Source organism: Pectobacterium artocarpous, assembly GCF_046159765.1.
Classification (GTDB): domain Bacteria; phylum Pseudomonadota; class Gammaproteobacteria; order Enterobacterales; family Enterobacteriaceae; genus Pectobacterium.
In genome coordinates this window covers 1-20,672 of the sequence record NZ_JBJXVK010000026.1, presented here as the reverse complement: position 1 = coordinate 20,672, position 20,672 = coordinate 1, and the positions used below count along the sequence as shown (strand labels likewise).

At 51.9% G+C, this 20,672-nt stretch carries 16 protein-coding genes and 1 pseudogene; 5 read left to right on the top strand and 12 right to left on the bottom strand.

Annotated elements, in window-relative coordinates:
* Positions 1-4: 4 nt before the first annotated feature.
* Positions 5-1,195: a NupC/NupG family nucleoside CNT transporter gene (locus ACKQAD_RS16295; protein ID WP_409161161.1), complete on the bottom strand. Its 1,191-nt coding sequence runs from the start codon at positions 1,193-1,195 to the stop codon at positions 5-7.
* Between the two features lie 263 nt (positions 1,196-1,458).
* Here ACKQAD_RS16295 and ACKQAD_RS16290 point away from each other — a divergent pair, with 263 nt between their 5' ends.
* Positions 1,459-2,424 (top strand): aldo/keto reductase, encoded by a 966-nt coding sequence (locus ACKQAD_RS16290; RefSeq protein ID WP_409161113.1) that lies wholly within the window; start codon positions 1,459-1,461, stop codon positions 2,422-2,424.
* A gap of 396 nt (positions 2,425-2,820) precedes the next feature.
* Here ACKQAD_RS16290 and ACKQAD_RS16285 read toward each other — a convergent pair whose 3' ends face one another.
* From ACKQAD_RS16285 to ACKQAD_RS16260, 6 genes are all read right to left on the bottom strand, one after another.
* Positions 2,821-3,162, bottom strand: coding sequence for a PTS sugar transporter subunit IIB (locus tag ACKQAD_RS16285; protein ID WP_180779761.1), 342 nt, complete (start codon positions 3,160-3,162; stop codon positions 2,821-2,823).
* A gap of 279 nt (positions 3,163-3,441) precedes the next feature.
* Positions 3,442-5,502 (bottom strand): beta-galactosidase, encoded by a 2,061-nt coding sequence (locus tag ACKQAD_RS16280; RefSeq protein ID WP_409161112.1) that lies wholly within the window; start codon positions 5,500-5,502, stop codon positions 3,442-3,444.
* A 40-nt stretch (positions 5,503-5,542) separates the two neighbouring features.
* On the bottom strand, positions 5,543-6,760 hold the full coding sequence (locus ACKQAD_RS16275; RefSeq protein WP_409161111.1) for a glycoside hydrolase family 53 protein: 1,218 nt from the start codon (positions 6,758-6,760) through the stop codon (positions 5,543-5,545).
* Positions 6,761-6,794: 34 nt separating this feature from the next.
* Positions 6,795-7,643, bottom strand: coding sequence for a sugar ABC transporter permease (locus ACKQAD_RS16270; protein ID WP_137740337.1), 849 nt, complete (start codon positions 7,641-7,643; stop codon positions 6,795-6,797).
* Positions 7,644-7,655: 12 nt separating this feature from the next.
* Positions 7,656-8,972: a carbohydrate ABC transporter permease gene (locus ACKQAD_RS16265; RefSeq protein ID WP_409161110.1), complete on the bottom strand. Its 1,317-nt coding sequence runs from the start codon at positions 8,970-8,972 to the stop codon at positions 7,656-7,658.
* Positions 8,973-9,055: 83 nt separating this feature from the next.
* On the bottom strand, positions 9,056-10,288 hold the full coding sequence (locus ACKQAD_RS16260; RefSeq protein ID WP_409161109.1) for an extracellular solute-binding protein: 1,233 nt from the start codon (positions 10,286-10,288) through the stop codon (positions 9,056-9,058).
* A gap of 491 nt (positions 10,289-10,779) precedes the next feature.
* On the opposite strand from ACKQAD_RS16260, the gene ACKQAD_RS16255 reads away from it, so the two are divergent.
* Complete coding sequence (locus ACKQAD_RS16255; protein ID WP_409161108.1) at positions 10,780-11,862, top strand: ABC transporter ATP-binding protein; 1,083 nt, start codon at positions 10,780-10,782, stop codon at positions 11,860-11,862.
* Positions 11,863-12,367: 505 nt separating this feature from the next.
* Here the strand turns inward: ACKQAD_RS16255 and ACKQAD_RS16250 are convergent.
* Together ACKQAD_RS16250 and galR are read right to left on the bottom strand one after the other, a co-directional pair.
* Positions 12,368-13,675: a maltoporin gene (locus ACKQAD_RS16250; protein ID WP_409161107.1), complete on the bottom strand. Its 1,308-nt coding sequence runs from the start codon at positions 13,673-13,675 to the stop codon at positions 12,368-12,370.
* Between the two features lie 481 nt (positions 13,676-14,156).
* Positions 14,157-15,167 carry an HTH-type transcriptional regulator GalR gene (gene galR / locus ACKQAD_RS16245; RefSeq protein WP_409161106.1) on the bottom strand — a complete coding sequence of 337 codons (1,011 nt, stop codon included), beginning with the start codon at positions 15,165-15,167 and terminating at the stop codon, positions 14,157-14,159.
* Positions 15,168-15,693: 526 nt separating this feature from the next.
* On the opposite strand from galR, the gene galT reads away from it, so the two are divergent.
* Together galT and galK are read left to right on the top strand one after the other, a co-directional pair.
* A complete protein-coding gene (gene galT, locus ACKQAD_RS16240; RefSeq protein ID WP_409161105.1) occupies positions 15,694-16,734 on the top strand; it encodes a galactose-1-phosphate uridylyltransferase in 1,041 nt (346 codons plus the stop codon).
* Positions 16,735-16,743: 9 nt separating this feature from the next.
* Positions 16,744-17,907: a galactokinase gene (gene galK / locus ACKQAD_RS16235; RefSeq protein WP_409161104.1), complete on the top strand. Its 1,164-nt coding sequence runs from the start codon at positions 16,744-16,746 to the stop codon at positions 17,905-17,907.
* Positions 17,908-17,987: 80 nt separating this feature from the next.
* On the opposite strand, the gene mgtE is transcribed toward galK, so the two are convergent.
* Positions 17,988-19,466: a magnesium transporter gene (gene mgtE, locus ACKQAD_RS16230; RefSeq protein WP_409161103.1), complete on the bottom strand. Its 1,479-nt coding sequence runs from the start codon at positions 19,464-19,466 to the stop codon at positions 17,988-17,990.
* 116 nt (positions 19,467-19,582) lie between these two features.
* Between mgtE and ACKQAD_RS16225 the strand changes: the two are divergent.
* Positions 19,583-19,862 (top strand): annotated as a pseudogene (locus ACKQAD_RS16225) (MarR family winged helix-turn-helix transcriptional regulator); the annotation flags it as partial.
* Between the two features lie 146 nt (positions 19,863-20,008).
* Here the strand turns inward: ACKQAD_RS16225 and ACKQAD_RS16220 are convergent.
* Positions 20,009-20,224, bottom strand: a complete 216-nt coding sequence (locus ACKQAD_RS16220; RefSeq protein ID WP_409161102.1) for a YfgG family protein — start codon at positions 20,222-20,224, stop codon at positions 20,009-20,011.
* A 239-nt stretch (positions 20,225-20,463) separates the two neighbouring features.
* Entirely contained in the window at positions 20,464-20,607 is a 144-nt protein-coding gene (locus ACKQAD_RS16215; protein ID WP_409161160.1) for a YjfB family protein, read from the bottom strand.
* Positions 20,608-20,672: the final 65 nt, after the last annotated feature.

Below are 20,672 nucleotides of genomic sequence, written 5' to 3'. Positions count from 1 at the left end.
AGGGTTACAGCACCAGACCGGCAATAGCGGCAGAAAGGATACTTACCAGCGTGGAACCGTAAACCAGTTTCAGACCAAAACGGGAAACCACGTTGCCCTGTTGCTCGTTCAGGCCTTTAATCGCGCCAGCGATAATCCCGATGGACGAAAAGTTAGCGAAGGAGACCAGGAATACAGACAAAATACCCACGCTGCGTGGAGACAGTTCGCCGGCCACTTTTTGCAGTTCCAACATCGCGACAAACTCGTTAGAAACCAGTTTGGTCGCCATGATGCTGCCAACCTGTAGGGCTTCGTCAGATGGAATACCCATGATCCAGGCGAACGGGTAGAACGCGTAGCCGAGGACTTCCTGGAAGCTAATGCCAAAAATGGCGCTGAATATCGCGTTGACCGCAGCAATCAGTGCAATGAAACCGATTAACATCGCGGCAACGATAACGGCAACTTTAAAGCCCGCCAGAATGTATTCGCCCAGCATTTCAAAGAAGCTCTGATTTTCATGAAGATTACCCAACTGCAATTCCGGCTCTTCACCAACTTTATAGGGGTTAATCAGCGACAGCACGATGAAGGTACTGAACATGTTCAGAATCAGTGCCGCAACGACGAATTTGGCATCCAGCATAGACATGTACGCCCCGACGATGGACATCGAAACGGTCGACATGGCGGTCGCGGACATGGTGTACATGCGTTTTTCGGACATCTTGCCCAAAATATCTTTATAGGCAATGAAGTTTTCGGACTGGCCGAGAATCAGTGAACTGACCGCGTTAAAGGATTCCAGTTTGCCCATGCCATTCACTTTGGACAGGAGCGTACCAATGGCGCGGATGATGATCGGTAGCACTCTAATATGTTGCAGGATACCGATCAGCGCGGAAATGAAGACGATAGGGCAGAGCACTTTGAAGAAGAAGGAAATCAGGTTCTTCTCACTATTCACCATGTCACCGAATACGAAGTCCGTCCCCTGGCCTGCAAATCCGAGTAATTTGTCGAATACCGCTGCGAACCCTTTGACAACACCCAAACCAATGTTTGAGTACAGGAAGAAGTAAGCAAGCAGAATTTCGATGACGAGTAGTTGAATAATAAAACGAATGCGAATGCTTTTACGATCGCGGCAGACAAGCAGCGCCAGCGCCGTAACAACAACCAGCGCCAGAATAAATTGCGCGATATGGGACAAGGACATGTGTGCTCCAAATATGAGGCAGGCCAAATTTTCCACGTCATTTTATGTAACGCGTGCATTAAAAATGAGAGGAAGAACGCAAAAAAACAATTATACCTTGGGATTTTATCTAAACTAAATGCCATATCTCGTTATTAGCACTTTTCTATTCATTCATTATTCTTATCCCACACAGAAAGTGGCATTGCCCTACTGTCGGTTACAAGTAGGCGGTTTTTTTCATGATGTTTTCTGCATGATTCAAAAGGAGAGTGATTATGTCAGTATCAAATACCACACGTGAGCTTGGCGGTTCTGGGATCGTGGTTCCGCCTTTGTCTTTCGGCGGTAATGTCTTTGGCTGGACGGTTGACGAATCGACGTCGTTCAGCCTGCTGGATGCGCTGCTGGCGCATCGGTTGAATTTCATTGATACCGCAGATGTGTACTCGCGCTGGGCGCCTGGTAATCAGGGCGGTGAGTCTGAAACCATTATTGGCAAGTGGCTGAAAAAAGGTGGCCAACGCGACAAGGTTATTATCGCGACTAAGGTGGGTATGGATTTGGGGGATGCCAAGAAAGGACTGTCTCCCCGTTATATTCGTCAGGCGGTTGAAGCTTCATTACAGCGTTTACAAACAGACTATATCGATCTCTATCAGGCACACACGGACGACAAAGATACGCCGTTGGAAGAAACGCTGGCTGCGTTTGATGCGTTGATTAAAGAAGGGAAAGTACGCGCGATTGGCGCGTCTAACTACAGCGCGACACGTCTGGCTGAGGCGTTGAAAATCAGTAAAGCCAATCATCTGGCGCGGTATGAAACGTTGCAACCGGAATACAATTTGTATGATCGGCAGGGCTATGAAGCCGCGCTAGAGCCGTTGGTACGTGAGCAGGGGATTGGCGTGATTAGCTACTATTCTCTGGCTAGCGGGTTTCTGTCAGGTAAGTATCGTCAGCCGAAGGATGCGTCGAAAAGTGCGCGCGGGCAGGGCGTCGTAGAAAAATACCTGAACGAGCGCGGCCGCACGATTTTGGAAGCGTTGGATAGCGTGGCGAATGCGCATCAGACGACGCCATCGCAAGTCGCCTTGGCATGGCTGATCGCCCGCCCGAGCATCACGGCACCGATTGCCAGTGCGACGTCGCTGGAGCAGGTTGCCGAATTGGCGGGCGCCACGCGGCTGGTACTGCCAGCAGAAGATATCGAACTGCTGGATCGTGCGAGTCGCTATTAGGAAATTGCTACCTTTGCAGCGGTATTTTCGTTGCATTTTTATGCGGGCGTGAAGATAGTTTCGTGCGCCACAAATGTCGTGGCTTATGATGATCTTGTTGTTATCCGGCGTAAAAAATTATGCATCGGTAGGCTTGACCGCCGAGTGAGCGGCATGGATGCCGCGAAAGCCAGTGCCGCGTCGGGAACGCGTCACTGGCGGCTCGATTAGCGGGCATGAATACCGATGGAACCGCGTAGCGGCATAATTTCCGCCAAAAGCCTAGGGGTCACGGGGCGAGCGGCGTTTGAGCCGTCCCGTGTCGGGCGCGTGCTACGTGGTAGCATGAAAATGACGGTACTATCGCGCACGAAACTGCCTCAATAGTGGCATAAAAATGCGACTAAGTTAAAACCGCTACCGTGCTTCTGCACCATCATCCTCAAACCAGGCGGCCAGTTCGCGGCGTAGGTTATCCGACTGTGTGCCGAAAATGGCCTGCACCTGATGGCCGACGATGATCACACCGATGGCACCTAATTTTTGCAGGCTGTCGCTGTTGACTAACCGCAGGCTGTGCACCTCGACCCGCAGACGGGTGATGCAGGCATCCAGACTGACGATATTTTCTTTGCCGCCAAAGGCGTTTACCAACTGCTGTAAATTCTCTTTATCTAGCGGTGAAGCGATTTCAATCTCGGTAATTTGCTTACCCAACATTGACGCGAACAATTTCCGAAAATTGTGAATCTTGCCCATCGTAGTCACCTCTTCGTTTGTTTATCAGCGTGCGTATACCTGTCATACTTCAAGTTGCATGTGCGTTGGCCACGTTCAGTCACCCGAATCACTTACCTGAGTAAGCTCATCGGGATTCCCTCTCTTGCCGCCTTCCTGAAACTCGAATTATTTAGGGTATATCATAATGCCGCTCACGTAGGATTACTGTTAGGCGACACACGGTGATGAGGTTTTGTCGGAACACCTATCACCGTGACTGCCCCTGTCTTGTGATGCTTAACCAGTAAGCAGGCGTAGTTACTGCAACGCGCGGCGTAGGATCTGGCAGCCATAGCCTGACAGGTCGATAGACCCTGAAAGCGTGCTGCCAGTGGTCATTTCTTCGTAGGCGGCAGGCAGCGTGACCTGCTGCGCCGTTGCCGTGTAGTTCTGTACGAAGATAAACTCACTTTCCCCGTCATCGCGACGATGAGCGACAATCCCGTAAGGCAAGTCGGTCGGCAGCGCACGCGGTAGATCCAACGTCTGTATCAGCGTGGTGAAGAAATCCCGTTGGAAAGCGAGGTCGTTGCGTGAGGCGATGTAATAAGCCTTACCTTTGCCGTAATCATTGACCGTAACGGCTGGACGCCCGGCATAGAAATCGCTGTCATAGGTCGCCAACGCTCGCGCCCCCTCGAGGTGAATCAGCTCGCACAGGTGCGTGACTTGATACGGGCCGACCAGACGCTGCTCGTTACCATTCAGGCCGCTGATGCTGTTGCTTTCATGATCGTACAGTCCGTCGATCTCCTCTGCCCAGATGCCCATGATCGGGCGAAGCGGGCCGGGGAAGCCATTCAAATGACACAGGTCGGTTTCGTTGACGACGCCAGACCAGTAGGTCGTGACGAAACGGCCGCCTTGTTTGACGAAAGCATCGACGCGTTCGGCAAAGCCATCGCGTACCATGTAGAGCATGGGGGCAATCACAAGCTGATAGCCGCTGAGATCGACATCAGCGTTGATGATATCTACCGCGACGCCCTGTTCCCAGAACGTACGATAATGCTCGGTGACGGTTTTTTCATAGAACAGCCCCGCGTTGCGCGGCCCTTGGGCGTTATCCATCGCCCAACGGCTTTCCCAGTCGAAAATGATGGCGACGTTAGCATCCACCCGACTGCCTGCTACGGGCGCGAGTTTACTGAGTATGTCACCCAACTCCTGTACTTCTCGTCCGACGCGGGTATCAATATGCCCGACATGATCGACCACGGCGCCGTGGAATTTCTCAACGGAACCGCGGCTCTTACGCCACTGGAAATACTGCACGGAGTCTGACCCGTGCGCAATGGCCTGAAGTGAAGACAGGATATGCATGCCCGGCTTTTTCAGCTTGCTGATCGGCTGCCAGTTGGTCAGGCTCGGCGTGGATTCCATCAGGTAGAAGGGCTTCCCGCCTTTCAGCGTACGCATCAGGTCGTGATACATCGCGGTATAGGCACCCAGCGTGCAGTCATCTTCCGCGTTATGCCACAGCGGGTAGCTGTCCCAGGAAATGAAGTCGATCACCTTCGCCAACTGCCAGTAGTCGTAATCATAGAAGTATTCCATGAAGTTCGTCGTGGTTGGCAGAGACGGGTTTTCGGCTTTGAGTGGCGCAATTTCTGCGGCACAGAAATCACTAACCTGTGAAGTATTAAAACGTTTCCAGTCCAGATTCAGGCCGTGAATGGAGACTTCACCGATGGGGGATGGCGGTTCCAACTGCGACCAGTCGGTGTAAGTGTGGCTCCAGAAGGTGCTCCACCATGCTTTATTCAACGCATCTATCGTGCCGTAGCGGGATTTTAGCCAGCTCTGGAAGGTGCTACGGCAGGTATCGCAGTGGCACTCGCCGCCGTATTCATTGGAAATATGCCAACCAATCACCGCAGGATGGTGTGAGTAGCGCCTTGCTAGTTTGGTGTTGATTTGTCTAACTTTTTCACGATAGTTCGGCGAACTCAGGCAGTGATTGTGGCGACCACCGTGCAGCGCCCGTACGCGGTTGCTACCCACGCGCAGCACGTCTGGGTATTTCTGCGACAGCCAGGCCGGACGTGCCCCGCTGGGCGTTGCCAGAAAAACGAAAATACCGTTGGCATACAGCGTGTCGAGGATGCTGTCCAACCAGCCGAATTCGTAGCGGCCTTCTTCCGGTTCAAGCCCGGACCAACTGAAAATCCCCACGGACATGACATTGCACTGGGTCTGCTTCATCATTTTAATGTCTTTTTCCAGTACCTCTGGGCTATCCAGCCATTGGTCAGGGTTATAGTCAGCACCGTGCAGCAGAACAGGGACTTTGCTGCTTAGCGGGGGGAATTTGAACATCGTTCTCTCCTAAACGGGTTGTCAACGTGTTGAATTCGGTTTACGGATTAAATGCTTTGATGGAAGGCAGGACGTTGCCTTTGCAGTCGAACAGCGCCTGATTTTCCCGTGCATTGCCTTCCTTCCATTCGTCGTTGTTGTATTTCATACCGGCTTTCGTCGCCCAGGTTGCGCCGGGGGTCGGCAGCCAGATCGGCTCCCAATAGAAGATGCCTTTGCCGCGCTGATTGGGAACATTAATGATGCTTTGCATCAGATCGTGCAGGTAGTTGGCCTGACCCTGAACGGAAGCCGGATAGCCACCCGCATCTTGCTCTTTTTGCTGGAAGCTGTTTTCCGCGTTATCGCAGTTTTCCAACGTATAGGCGTAGGCGGCCTCCACCACGATGATGTCTTTATTGTAGCGTTTGGTGACGTCGTTCATGTTGTACTGCAACGCGCTGATGGAGCCGTTCCAGTAGGTGTAGAACGAGGCACCGATGACATCGAACGGGACATTGCGTTTGACGATTTCATCGAACCACCAGATAAAGGTGTCGTTTTTGGTGCCTTCTGCCAGATGCAGCATGATCTTGACGTTATTCGCGCCCTGTACGTCCTTAACGCCCTGAATACCGGCGTTCAGCAGCGCCGCGAGGCGATCGAATTCGCCGCCACCCTGACCCCAGCTTTTTCCTTCCGGCCACAGCATCCCACCGTTTAGTTCGTTACCGATCTGCACCATATCCGGCATAACGCCTGCTTTCTGGAATTCACTAATGGTGGTTTTGGTGTAGTCATGTACGGCCGTTGTGAGCTGCGCTATATTCAGGCCAGACCAGGCTTTAGGCTTATTTTGGTGAGCCGGGTCGGTCCAGAAATCGCTGTAGTGGAAATCCAGCAGCACTTTCATATCGTTCGCTTTGGCACGTTTAGCCAGCGCCAGCGTGGTCGCCAGATCGTTGTTACCGCCGCCGTAGGCGTTGCCCGCCGCATCTTTCGGATCGTTCCAGATACGCAGCCGGATGTAGTTAATCCCGTTCTCTTTCAGAATCAGCATGGCGTCTTTCTGTTTGCCATGTTCGTCATAAAATTTTCCGCCGTGCTTTTCCACCTCGTTCAGCATGGAAATATCCGCGCCCTTAATGAAGTCGGCAGGGACGTTCGTCAACTTATTGATTGTCACATTCTCAGCAGCATACAGGGCCTGCGGCAGGGAAAAGGTCAGCAGGCCAGTTGCGAGCATGGCAGCCATCAGTACGCGTTTTTTCATTTTCATTTTACGTTCCTGGAGTTGTACAGATGTTGAATAATTACCCTTTGGTTCCGCCCGACGTCAGGCCGGAGACAAAGTACTTTTGCAAGGAAAGATAAAGAATGGCGACCGGCACCGCGATCAGCACGGCTCCAGCGGCGTAGGTGGTATAGCTCGCCCCCATTTTCTGCGCGACCAGGTTGTAAAGCCCGATGGGGAGCGTGTACTGATCTGGCGTACGCAGAATGGTGCTGGAGAGAATGAAGTCGCCCAGCGGACCGGTAAACGAGAACAGGGCAATCACCGCGATGATCGGCTTGGACAGCGGCATAATGATCTCGATAAAGATGCGGAAGTTGCCCGCGCCGTCCATTCGTGCTGACTCATCCAGATCTTTCGGAATGGCATCCAGATAGCCTTTCATCAGGTAGGTATTCATCGGGATCATGCCGCCGACGTAAACCAGCACCAGCGCAATATGGCTGTTCACCAGCCCCAGCATCTGTGCCAGTACGAAGATGGCGATCAGTGCGGAGAACTGTGGGATCATCTGCAACAGCAGAAACAGCATCAACCCGTTCTGCCGACCGCGAAAGCGGAAGCGGGAGAAGGAATACGCGGTGAAACTGACGCTGATGAGCGTCAGAATCATGGTCAGGAAGCTGATTTTCATCGAGTTCCAGTACCAGGCAGCGTAATCAATCTGGCCGTTAAACAGCTCCTCATAGTGAATGAAGGAGAAGTTATCCGGAATGATTGACGTGTTGAGCAGGCTGCTGCCGGGATTCAACGACGCGCCTACCGTCCAGATCAGTGGATAAATAATGATGACGGCCACTATCGTCAGCAGCAGGTAGGTCAGGCCGAGTTTGATAAAATTCTGGCGTTTTACGCTGTGTTTTTTCATCTGCGCGCTTTCCTATGCCATGTTGTCTTGTTTAAAGGAATTGGTTGCGCGGAACTGCCACAGCGCGATTCCCACGACAAAAATTGACAGCAAAATGGTGATGCTGGCTGCAATCGCATATTGGGAAGAAGACATGGTCAGTTTATAAATCCAGGACACCAGAATATCCGTCCCGCCCGCGTTAGAGCCGATCACCGCCGGTCCGCCGTTGTTGAACAGATAGATGATGTTGAAATTATTAAAGTTGAACGTGTACTGCGTGATGATGATCGGCGCGATGGAGTAGAGCACCAACGGCAGTGTGATGGTGGTCAGCTTGTACCAACTGCTCGCTCCGTCAATGGTTGCGGCTTCGTACAAATCATCAGGAATCGCCTGCAAGACGCCGGTGGTCATGGCGAACACAAACGGAAAGCCTAACCACGTTTGCATCAGGATCAGCGCAGTTTTGGTCCAGAACGGATCGGTCATCCACGCTTTGGGTTCAATCCCCAGTGCGGCCAAAATGCCGTTATTAATTACGCCAAACGTTTCGTTAAACATCCCTGCGAAGACCAGAATGGTGACGAAGCCCGGTACTGCCCACGGCAAGATCAGGATAGTGCGGATAAGCGGCTTGAAGCGCAGGCCTTTCTGGTTCACCAGAATTGCCAACAGGATGCCCACGGCGCACTGAAGCGTGGTCGCAATCAGCGTCCAAATAACCGTCCATTGCAGTACGTCAAAGAACGTCGAGCGCCAGAGGTCGAGCCGGAAGATGTTGATAAAGTTCTTCATCCCGACCCAGTCGACCAGCCTGGCGGGCGGCGTGTGGTAGAGGTCGTAATTGGTAAAGGCGATGGAAAAGCCGAAAATAATCGGGAACACCACGACAAACACCAGCAAAATAAAACCGGGCGTGATCATCAGATAAGGGAAGCCTTCGCTCAGCAGCATCTGATATTGCTTCTTTACACTGTTCAGCGGCAGGCCTTTATCGCGTCGAGTGCCGCACACATAGGCATCACGCAGGCAGCAATAGTAAACACCGACGCCAAAGGCGGCGACAATCAGGCTGATAATGCCTTTTGCCAGCAGAAAAATAGAGTGATCGCGCGGCAGCTCGGTGCCCAGCGTAATCAGCCCCCAGGTGCCGTCTCGCAGGACATCATGGAATATGCTGATAAAGCAGACCATGATGATAAAGAAAAACGCGCCTTTGACGATCTGGCGGTTATAAATCTGCCCAAGGCCGGGGACGATCGCCAGCAATAGCGCCGTTCTGGCATGGCGACGTCCTCTTTCTTGTGGCGTAAGGCCGCTGGCGTTGACGGTCACATCTACCTCCATTTTCTTAAAAACATGGGTGCCCCACATCCCGAACGTTTTCAGGGATAAACGAGGGGCCCCATGACCCACGATGGTGCGGTGGTTTACTGGTTACTGTGGTTAGCTTCGATCTGCATTTTTATGACTTTCACGGCGGATTCCAGCGCCGCTTTGGTGTCCTGCTTACCGGTCACGCTCAGTTGCAGCGCGCTGTTGGCTGGCGTCCAGACTTCCTGCATTTCCGGTACGCTCGGCATAGGGACGGCGTAGCCAGACTGGATTGCGACAGCGCGGGATTTCTCGTCGTCCTTAATCAGCGGATCGTCAATCAGTGCGGCGATAGGGGGAATTTCACCGGTCAGTTGGAAGCGGACTTTGGCGTATTCCGGCTGATTGATAAACTCAATGAATTTCTGCGCTAGCGCTTTGTTTTTGGAATAGGTGGAGATGCTGTAGCCTTTCACGCCCAGCAGCGAACGTGGATGCTCGCCGTTTGGCAGCAGCGGCAGTGGCGCTACGCCATAGTTTACGCCCGCATTTTTATATGGCTGGAACGCCCACGGGCCGGTAATCACCGCCGCGGCCTTTTTCTCGGTAAACAGGGAATCGATGGCGTTAGCGCCGGTTTCACCGACGATGCCGGGTGGGAACAGGCCATCGGCGTAGAATTTCTTGATGTAGTTGACGGCATCGATAGTGGTTTGTTTATCCAGGCCGATGTCTTTTACATTCGGAGAACCGTTGCTGTTCTGTCCGAAGATGTAACCCCTCATTCCGGCGATGACGCTGTAGGCGTAATAAATTTCATCAAATTTCGCCAGCAGGCCGTAGCGGCCTTCTGCACGTTGTTGTTTGGAGAACGCGAACAGGTCGTCGAATTTTTCCGGCGGCTGTGGCATCAGATCTTTGTTGTACACCAGCACGGTAGTTTCAACGGCTTTCGGTACGCCGTACAGCTTCCCGTTGTAGGTCTGAGCTTCCAAAGCGGGCTTGGTGAAGCTCGACAGGAAGGTCTGGTCCAGTTTCAGTTCGCTAATCAACCCCTGAACGACGGCGGTGCCTACCTGATCGTGCGGCATCACAATGACGTCCGGGCCGATGCCCGCCGGGCCGTCCAGACGGAGTTTCTCAATCTGCTGAGCGTAAGGCGTTTCCAGCACGTTGATTTTGACATTGTTCTGTTTTTCAAAGGCTTTGATCGCATCGGCGATACCGTCGGATTTCTTGATATCTTCCCATACCAGAAGCTCTTTATCGGCTGCCAGCGCTGATTTGCTGAGCACGCCAGTGATACCCAGTGAAATCATAATGACGGTGGTCAGTGTTTTCATTTTCATCATTGGTCCTCAAAGCCCTGGTGGGCCCATCATGGTCGGAAATCGCCGCGTACTGTTTTCTTTTGCCATTTTTGCCGCCTTGTGCGGTGCGGGTGTAACGTTACACCGCACGCAGTACAAAACAGGAAAGGGGGCTCTGACTGTACACGCTGTCTGGTCGTCGTCTCTGTGTGTGGCGGTTGGCGCTTTATTACGCATTTTCCACAATGTAGGGTAACGGTTACACCCGTTGCGATTACATTAAGCAGAGTGCGCCACGTCTGCCAGCGAAACATGTAAAGGCTGTGATCTCATGCACAAAAGTAACCCCCTGTTTGTGCAAACGGTTACACCATGCTGTTATATTGAGATTATGACCAGCGTGCAGGTCAGCCAGGGCGGATGTAGACACATCTGGAAGGGCTGCCGGGCCCTTTCGAGTCGGTGAGCACCAGGCCATCTCGACTCAGCGCTTATATACTGAAAAGTAAAATTATCAAGAGGTTACCGTTATGGCGTCTATCCAATTGGATAAAGTGAGTAAGCATTTTGGCAAAACGATTACGCTTCACGATGTGAATCTGACGATTGCAGATGGAGAGTTCGCTGTTTTTGTCGGCCCGTCTGGCTGTGGTAAGTCGACATTGCTGAGAATGATTGCCGGTCTGGAAGACGTCACAGACGGTGAAATCATGATTGATGATGCGGTGGTAAATGATGTTGCCCCCGCACACCGTGGCGTTGCCATGGTGTTTCAATCTTATGCATTGTATCCGCACATGACCGTCGCTGAGAATATGGGCTATGGCCTGCGCGTGAATGGCGTACCGAAAGACCAGATTAAGCACCAGATAGAGATGGTGGCGAAGACGCTGCAACTGTCTCATCTGCTGGAGCGCAAGCCGAAAGAGCTGTCCGGCGGCCAGCGCCAGCGCGTGGCGATCGGGCGCGCCATCGTGCGTAATCCAAAAGTGTTCCTGTTTGATGAACCCCTGTCGAACCTGGATGCAGAACTGCGCGTGGATATGCGGCTGCACATTGCCAAGCTGCATCAGGAATTAAAAACGACGATGATCTACGTGACGCACGATCAGGTCGAGGCCATGACGCTGGCTGATAAAATCGTGGTCATGAATTACGGCAAAGTCGAGCAGGTTGGATCGCCGATGGCGCTTTATTATCATCCGGTTAACCAGTTTGTCGCGGGCTTTATCGGTTCGCCGAAAATGAACTTCCTGCCTGCGCAGGTGATCGACTGGACGCCGGAGAGCCTGACGGTGAATATTGCCGAACAGCTACAGCTTGAGTTACCGATTCGTACTGAAGACCTGAGCGTTGGCAGCACAGTAACGTTGGGACTGCGTCCGGAACATGTGTCGCCGGAAGGAGAAGGGATTCGCCTGTCATTCGGCTGTGAGGTCGTCGAGCGTTTAGGTAACAGCACCTATCTGTTCGGCCAATGCTGCGGCATCGATAACTTCAAACTGCTGCTGCCGGGCGACAGTGCCTTCAAGCCGTATGAACATATTGATGTTTTCTTCTCGCCCAATAACTGCCTGGTGTTCAACGCTGATGGCCTGCGTATCAGTGAGTAGTTAAGCGACTGTATCGCTGAATCTCAATAGCCAAAATCCTTTCTAAACATAAACAGCGCCCTTTGCGGGCGCTGGCTTTGCTGCCGCTGTCTACGGCCTATTGTCGAAACTGTTCTTCTTTATGCTGATACGGTGTAAGTGTTTCGTGCGTGTTAGGCATCTTATTTCTCTGTAACATCGTTACACGCCCGACAAGGCGCGCTCAATCGCCGCAGCGCCTTGACCACTGGCTTTTCGGCGTGATTCGCGCCGCTTCGCGATGCCTTCGGTGTTCATGCTCGCTATTCGGACCGTCTGCGACGCGCTCCCGACGCGGCGCAGACTTTCGCGGCGTCCATGCCGCTCATCCGGCGATCATGTTCACCTCAGCGCGATTTTTTACGCCGATGTAAGAAAAACAGTGAGTGCGTAGATATCAGAAACGGAAAAAGGCTTTCCGTAGAAAGCCTTTTGGGAAATGCCCGGCGGGAATGATGAGCCCGCCGGGCTGAGGGTTAGAGCCGTATTACCACCAGGCTTCTGCCTGAATACCAAAATTCACTGAATTGCTGCGATCGTCGTTGAAGCGGTTTTTGTTTTCATTTCCACCGTTCAGGTAAGAAACGAAGAAGCGTAGCTCCGGACGTGTCAACATCGGAATATCGGCGCTGAAGGCGTGGGCCAGCGTGTATTTTTGGCCGCTGTATTTGCTGTCCGTACCGCTCGTCCAGCTATCTTTTTTCTGATAGGCACCCGCTTCCAGATAGGTTTTCTGGTTTTTGGTCCAGGCATACTGGCCACGACCTACCGCAGACAATAATTCCGTGCTGTCGCGCCAGCGGCTGATTTCATCGGCTTTACCGTAGGTTAGAACATGGCTAAGAGAAATAGCATCGGTGATCGGCAGGTCACCGGTTTGAATGACGCGGTAGCCTTTGGCGCTGCCATTGATGCTCCAGACGTCATACCAGCCGCCGCCCTGATCGACCATGTTGTGCGCCAGCCCTTTGTCGGCATATTGCAGCACCAGTTTCTGGTTGGACTTGAGGCCAGAGAAGTAGTGGCTGAGTTCGCCCGTAATCATCATCGAGTTTTTAGGATCGAATTTCTGGCCTTCCGCGAGGAAGATATTTTTCTGTGTGTCCGCTTCATTCGGCATTGCGTAGGAGATACCAAACTCGGTCCACGCGCCGTCCCACGGCTTCCAGCCCGCATAGCGTGCATCCAGATAGTTAATGTTCAGGTCGTTGTAGGTATCTTCTCTGGAAGAGCACTCTTGACTGCTCAAGCTGTTGCTACAGTCGACGTCCATGTTTTCGGCATCGGCGCGGATCCAGGCAAACGAGAACGCGCCTTCACCGGCTTTGACGTTTTCGATCCCGGCACCTGCACCGGAAATGTTCCAGTATTTGGTATCGATGATGTGTAAGTCATGGCGCTGATAGTAGCGTTTCCCCGCCCAGACCGTGGCATCCGGCAACCCAGGCACAAAGCCTTTTGCCTGAAGGTTTAACTGGCGCAGACCAAATAGGGCATCGTCATCTTTTGTGGTTTCGTTATCGTTTGAACCGTTAGATTCCATTGAAATCATGCTGTCGAAGTAAAACGTTTTCCCATTTTCGTTATAAAGCTGCTGCCCTAACTGGATTTCGCCGTAGGTGTCATCCTCGTTACCCAATCTTCCCACATAGTTTTTATCGGCAGTCTGTTGTTTCCCGTGGTTTGATGCACCCACACCAGAGCGGAAGTATCCTGAAAAATCAACAGAATAAGAAGGGTTTGCCAGCATTGTCAAACTTAGCGCAATGGATGTCGTCAGCAGTTTTCTTTTCATAATATACCTTTCGCTTATTCGGGTAAGAATGTGGATGTTCAAATAACATGACGTGAACGGAGGTAAAGCGTTTCCACTCATGGCGAAGGATTATGGGGGAATAAACGGGTGTTTGACATGATTGTTCTCACAAAATACAAAAGAGTTACACCAAAATTTACACTGACTTAACGATGTTACAGGCTGTATTTTGCGTATTTATTAGTTTTTCGTGATGTTATTCGCTATGTAATGGTGTGTAACTGGTTACACGTTTTGTCTGTACGCCTCAAATTCAGCATAAAATTTTTTTATAGCAGAATTGGAAACGTGGCATAAAAGGGGGTGCGCGATGTTGAGTAGGAAACGTTTTTGGAAAAAGAGACAAGGGCCTGATGAAAGGAAATAGAAAGCAAGGGGAAGATTCAGAAGCTCGGCTTGCCTGATGCGAATGAATACGGCATCAGGCAAGCGGCGTGCATAGGTGTGGATAAAAAAGTGTCTACTTCTTACGGGCTGGGGGACTGACAGAATGGCGGCGTACCAGCGTCGGGCTAAACATATTCGTGGTTTCGCTAAGCTGCTTACCGTGGGACAGCGCGATGGCTAATTCTGCTGCCTGAATAGCCATCGCGGAAACTGGATAGTGCACGGTTGTCAAGCGAGGACGAAGGTAGCGCGCTATCAATACGTCATCAAACCCGACCACCGACATATCCTGCGGTACGCTAATGCTGTTGTCGCTCAGGACGGAAAGGGCGCCGGCGGCCATGGAATCGTTGTAGCACACCACCGCCGTCATATTGCCGCCTCGACTCAGGAGTTCCATCATGGCAGATTCGCCGCCCACTTCGTCCGGCGAGGCGCGCGCAATGAGACGTTCATCCCGTGGGATGCCGTGTTCTTGCAGCGCATCCATATAACCTTGCAGACGATCGACGGAATCGGAAATTTGGTGGTTAGAACAAAGGAAACCGATCTTTTGGTGCCCTTCTTGAATTAAATGACGCGTTGCCAGCCAGGAACCATAGCGGTCATCGAGTGCAACACACCGGCTTTCATAGCCGGGTAATGTACGGTTGATGAGCACCATATCAGGAATGTGACTCATCAAGGCGGCCAGCTCTTCATCCGAGAGCATTTTGGCGTGCACGATCAGTCCCGCACAGCGGTGACGAATCAACTGCTCAATAGCTTTCTTTTCCTGTTCGGCATTGTGATAGCCGTTGCCAATCAGCAGGAAATTGCCGGTTGCCTGAGCAATGTGTTCGACAGATTTAACCATCGTCCCAAAAAAGGGATCGGATACATCCGCAACAACCAGTCCCATGGTTTCTGCACTCTGGTGCGCGAGCGCTCTGGCATTGGCGTTCGGATGATATTGCAGTTCCGCCATGGCCTTGTGTACGGCTTCCCTTGAGGCGGCACTGGCTTTAGGCGAATTATTAATTACACGCGAAACCGTAGCGACTGATACACCTGATAGACGAGCGACATCCTTTATTGTGGCCATTGGCATTCCTGAACGATCAAATGTGTTATCCCCGCCATACTTCAGGCTCTATAGCTTTAAGCCTTCCAGCAAGCCGAATATGTAGGGTATTAAGGCGAGTCGTCGCCTAATGCACAAGTTAAAAGAAAAAATCGATGACTTATATTTATAAATGTACAGGTTTTTGGGTGATGTTATCTATCCGACCTCCTTGACTTTTTGATCCAGACCGTACTTATGTGATCGCTATCAACAATCATCGCTCATTTCTCTCTTCCAAAATCCCAGTCTCAGGTTTAAATTTAGGGTAATCGATTACACATTTATAATGGCTAAACGATAGCGGACTATCGATATTTGGCAATATCACAGCCACTTTATCCATAAAGTATAGTGAAACTGATTACATTTCTGGGTCTTTCTGGCTGTATTTGCAGACTGATCGAATGCCTCTTCCAGGCCGCTGACGGGCTGTTAGCGCCATATAATTGGTCGCGGATGGTGACGCCATTGTACCGAATTTGTGTTTTGTATTGAGGAATAGCTTATGCAGTTTGAGCCAACTGAACATCCGCATCGTCGTTTTAATCCGCTGAAGGGCGAGTGGGTTCTGGTTTCTCCACACCGCGCAAAGCGCCCTTGGCAGGGCCAGCAGGATGAACCGGATCGTTCCACACCGCCATCTTACGATCCAACCTGTTACCTGTGCGCAGGCAATAAACGCATCACTGGCGATATCAACCCGCACTATCAGGGCACCTTTGTTTTTACGAATGACTTTTCGGCACTGATGGAGAACACACCGGATGCGCCGTCGGGTGATGACGAACTTTTCCGTGTTCAGCAAGCCCGTGGTGTCAGCCGCGTCATCTGTTTTTCTCCCGATCACAGTAAAAGTCTGCCGCAGCTTTCGTTGCCAGCGCTGAAAACGGTGATTGATACCTGGAGCGATCAAACTGAGGAACTGGGCAAGCGGTATCCGTGGGTTCAGGTTTTTGAGAATAAAGGGACGATGATGGGGTGTTCGAACCCCCATCCACATGGTCAAGTTTGGGCTAACGATTTTCTGCCGAACGAGGTACTGCGCGAGGACGATCAGCAGCGCGCCTATTTCTCCCGTCATGGTTCACCGATGCTGCTGGACTATGTTCGCCGCGAACAGACTGACGGCTCGCGCATTGTGGTGGAAACGGAGCACTGGTTAGCGGTTGTCCCTTATTGGGCGTCCTGGCCGTTTGAAACGCTGGTGCTGCCCACGTTCGCCGTACAGCGTTTGCCGCAATTGAATGATGTTCAGCGTGACGATTTGGCGCTGCTCCTGAAAAAACTGACCAGCCGTTACGACAACCTGTTCCAGTGCTCATTCCCTTATTCGATGGGGTGGCACGGCGCGCCGTTTAAGGACGGCGATATTGCGTACTGGCAACTGCATGCCCATTTTTATCCTCCGTTATTACGTTCCGCCAGCGTGCGCAAATTTATGGTCGGCTATGAAATGCTGGCTGAAGCACAGCGTGATCTGACGGCAGAGCAGGCCGCTGAACGTTTACGCAACGTGAGTGATATCCATTTTCGTGAACAAATTTGAGGTCATTTTATGAGCCGTATTGATTCTCTACGCCTGTTAACCGAGTCTGTTTTTGTACGATTATTTGGCTATGCGCCGCATGCCGCTATTCAGGCGCCTGGTCGGGTCAACCTGATTGGTGAACACACCGACTATAACGATGGGTTTGTCTTGCCGTGTGCTATCGATTACCAGACGGTGGTCAGCGCGGCGGTGCGTCAGGATGGCATCGTGCGGGTGGTGTCGGTGGATTTTGACAACCAGCAGGATGAATTCGATCTCGCCAAAGAGATTGTGCCTCATCCGGAATACACCTGGGCTAACTATATCCGCGGCACGGTGAAGTTTTTGCTGGCGCGCGGCCTGCCACTCAGCGGCATGGATATGGTGGTTTCCGGCAATGTGCCTTCTGGCGCAGGGCTAAGTTCATCGGCCTCGCTGGAAGTGGTCATCGGGCAAACGTTCAAAGAACTGAATAATCTCGACATCAGCCAACTGGATGTGGCGTTAAACGGGCAGCAGGCGGAAAACGATTTTGTCGGCTGTAGCTGCGGCATTATGGATCAGTTTATTTCCGCTCAGGGGCGCGCGGGGCAGGCGATGTTGATCGACTGCCGCTCTCTGGAAGGGCGAGTGGTGCGTATGCTCGACGGTGTTGACGTCCTGATTGTGAATTCCAATGTGCGTCGTGGGCTGGTGGACAGCGAATACAACACGCGTCGCCAGCAGTGTGAAGCGGCGGCGCGTCATTTTAACGTCAAGGCGCTGCGTGATGTTTCACTGTCGCAGTTTGAAGCGGGAATCGAAGGGCTGGATCCGATCGCGATCCGCCGTGCACGACACGTTATTACCGAGAATCGCCGCACGTTGGAAGCTGCCGATGCGCTGGCGCGTCAGGATGCACGCCGTTTGTTTACGCTGATGGCGGAATCCCATGTTTCCATGCGCGATGATTTTGAAATTACCGTGCCACCGATCGATACGCTGGTCGCGCTGATTCAAGATTATGTCGGTGAGCGGGGAGGTGTACGTATGACCGGCGGCGGTTTCGGTGGTTGTATTGTCGCCCTTATCCCCTCGGCGCTGACTGACGAAGTCAAACAGGTGATTGAACGTGAGTATCCGGCGCGCACCGGGCTTCAGCCGTCCATCTATCTGTGTCAGGCATCCGGCGGTGCCGGTCGCTTGAGCTAAGTTCTGGCTGGAGAGTCGTGAGCAAAAAGGGCTTTGATTAAAGCCCTTTTTATATGGCATATGTTTTACGTTGTATACGTTTAAGGCAGCAGGAACAGCGTGGCCAGCCCAAGGAAGATAAAGAAACCGCCAGTATCGGTGATGGCGGTAATCATTACGCTGGAACCGATGGCCGGATCGCGGCCGAGTTTCATCATGATTAGCGGGATCGCGACGCCCATTAGCGCGGCGAGCAGTAAATTCAGCAGAATAGCCAGCATCATGACACTCCCCATAGCGGCGCTGCCGTAGAGCAGAAAGGTCACTACGCCCATTATTGTGCCCCATATCACCCCGTTAACCAGCGCGACGCCGAGCTCTTTGAGCAGCAGGTATGATTTTTTACCGTGTTCAAGCTGATGCAGCGCCAGTGCACGCACAATCATGGTGATCGTCTGGTTGCCGGTATTGCCACCAATTCCGGCGACAATCGGCATCAGCGTCGCCAGCGCCACCAAATGAGATAAGGTGTTCTCAAACAGTCCAATGACCCGCGAGGCGATGAGCGCCGTACAAAGATTGACGGCCAGCCATGCCCAGCGATTGCGGAACGATTTATACACGGGAGCATAAACATCTTCAGAGGGCGTTAACCCCCCTGAACGCCGCAGATTACTGTCGCTTTCCCGGTTCACGACGTCGAGGATATCCTCAATCGTCAGGCGTCCCATGAGTTTTCCTTTGCTATCCACCACAGCGCTGGAGATTAAATCGTAACGCTCAAACGCCCCCGCGGCTTCTTCAACTTTATCTTCAGGTTGGAACCTCAGCGGCTGATCGTCCATGACGTCACTAACTTGTGTCTGAGGCGCGTGGAGCAGAATACTGGCCAGTGACAGTTCGCCAATCAACGTATTTTTGCGGTCGGTAACAAACAGTTTGTCGGTTGATTCGGGGATAGTTTTGCGATAGCGCAGGTAGCGCTGTACGGCTGCGAGCGTGACATCAGCTCGCACGGTGATGAGCTTGAAATCCATCATGTGGCCGAGGCAGTCTTCATCATAATTGATGGCGGCGCGTAACTGCGCGCGTTGTTTCGGCTCAAGCGAGGTCAGTATTCTGCCCAACAGGTGACGCGGAACGAGGCGAGAGATCTGGGCTTGCTCATCAACGTCCAGTATCCGAACGGCTCTCAGGATTTCTTTATCCTGCATATCGCCGATCAGGTCGTCGGAAATACTGTCGGAGGCCTCAATCAACACGCGACCGCGTTTCTCTATGGGGATCAGTCGCCAGAGCGCCAGACGTTCATCCTGCGGTAAAGACTCCAGCAAATCTGCAAGGTCAGCAGCATGCAGCCCGATGATAAGTTCGCTGATTTCTGCGGTTTGGTCGAGCAGGATGCTTTTTTCACGCAGCCCGATTTTGTTACTTAATACGGCGTTGTCGTTTAACGAGGTAGCATCGCGTTCTGTCACGCGCGGCTGTCGGTTGATGATGTCTTCAACCAGTTCCTTATTTTCCAACAGCAGAAGGGAGATGCGGCGCCGGAGGTCGGTAAGTTTTTTTACACTCGACATAATGTTTTATGCTCGATCTGTTTTTTATTCGTATTTTATTAAACGTAGCGCAAAATCAGTAGATTAAGAATAGGATTACTGGCGAATCGTAGTCTGAAAAGCAGGGCGATGGTGTCTTGACGGTGTCTGAGTTGGGTAAACGGCTGTATCTGGATTCTGCCACGTTGACACTGTTGCTCAAGTGTTTACAAACCGCAGAATTAGTGGTGCGTAACCGGGAACAGAAGATGAACGTCAGGTGCTGGTTGGATTAACTGAAGCGGGTCGAGCACTTCAGCAACAGACGCGAGCGATTTCTGAAAGCGTGTTTTGTGCGACGAAATGCATCTCGGACAGTTACAGACGATCAAAAAAGATTTAGAGACGCTGCGTAAGAGCCTGTTCGCGCATCTTTGACGATGTTAGCGGTTGCTTTACGCACCGCGAAATCAGTTAGCCTGCGGTGTCTTGATGACGTCGCTTTTTTATGACAGGCATGAGGACACAAAGGCAATAAGCCTGATGAAGAAAAGTAGAAATATGAAATGCAGGTTGGTTAAGCGCTACTCTTTCTGATTGACGAGTACGTTAGTGGGGAGCAGTAATTGTTCAGCACGCTGCTGCTGTTTGTCTTGATGGTGAATAAACGCGGTAATGGTGGAGTAAGCAAAGCGACTTAAAAGAATAATGAAGCTGATGAGCAAAACGGCACGGGCTATACGGGAGCCACTTCGTCGTGGGCGTATCGATAAGCGTCGTCTGTGGGTAAGCGTGGACATTACCAGTAAATCCTCTGTGAAAGCGAACATTCGCTGTTGTTTATTTAGGCACAAGCAGTGGGAGAGGTCAATCTGCCGCAGTGAAAAAGATGATGGCTGATTTGGTTTTCGCACGTTCGGTATAAAGAAAGAGAGGAAGGGTAAGCGCGAAGAGGTGAGAGCCTGAAGGGGGAAGAGAAAGGGGCACCAAAAACCCGCTCAAACCACAACGGATAAGCGGGTTGTGTGGTACAAAGGTATTACGCCGTGGTATTGACGTTACGCCCAATCGCCGAGTTTGCTGGCAGAGGTGGTAATGCCTGCAAAATGCCGGAAACGACGGCCTCTTGGCTGTCGAGCGCTTTTTTCATCACAAGCGCGCTGGCCTCACTGCTGGTACGCATGTTGCTGAGGTCGACCCTGTAAATAATTCTGTGTAATTGCCATCCGATTAAAGGTGGTCGCTCAG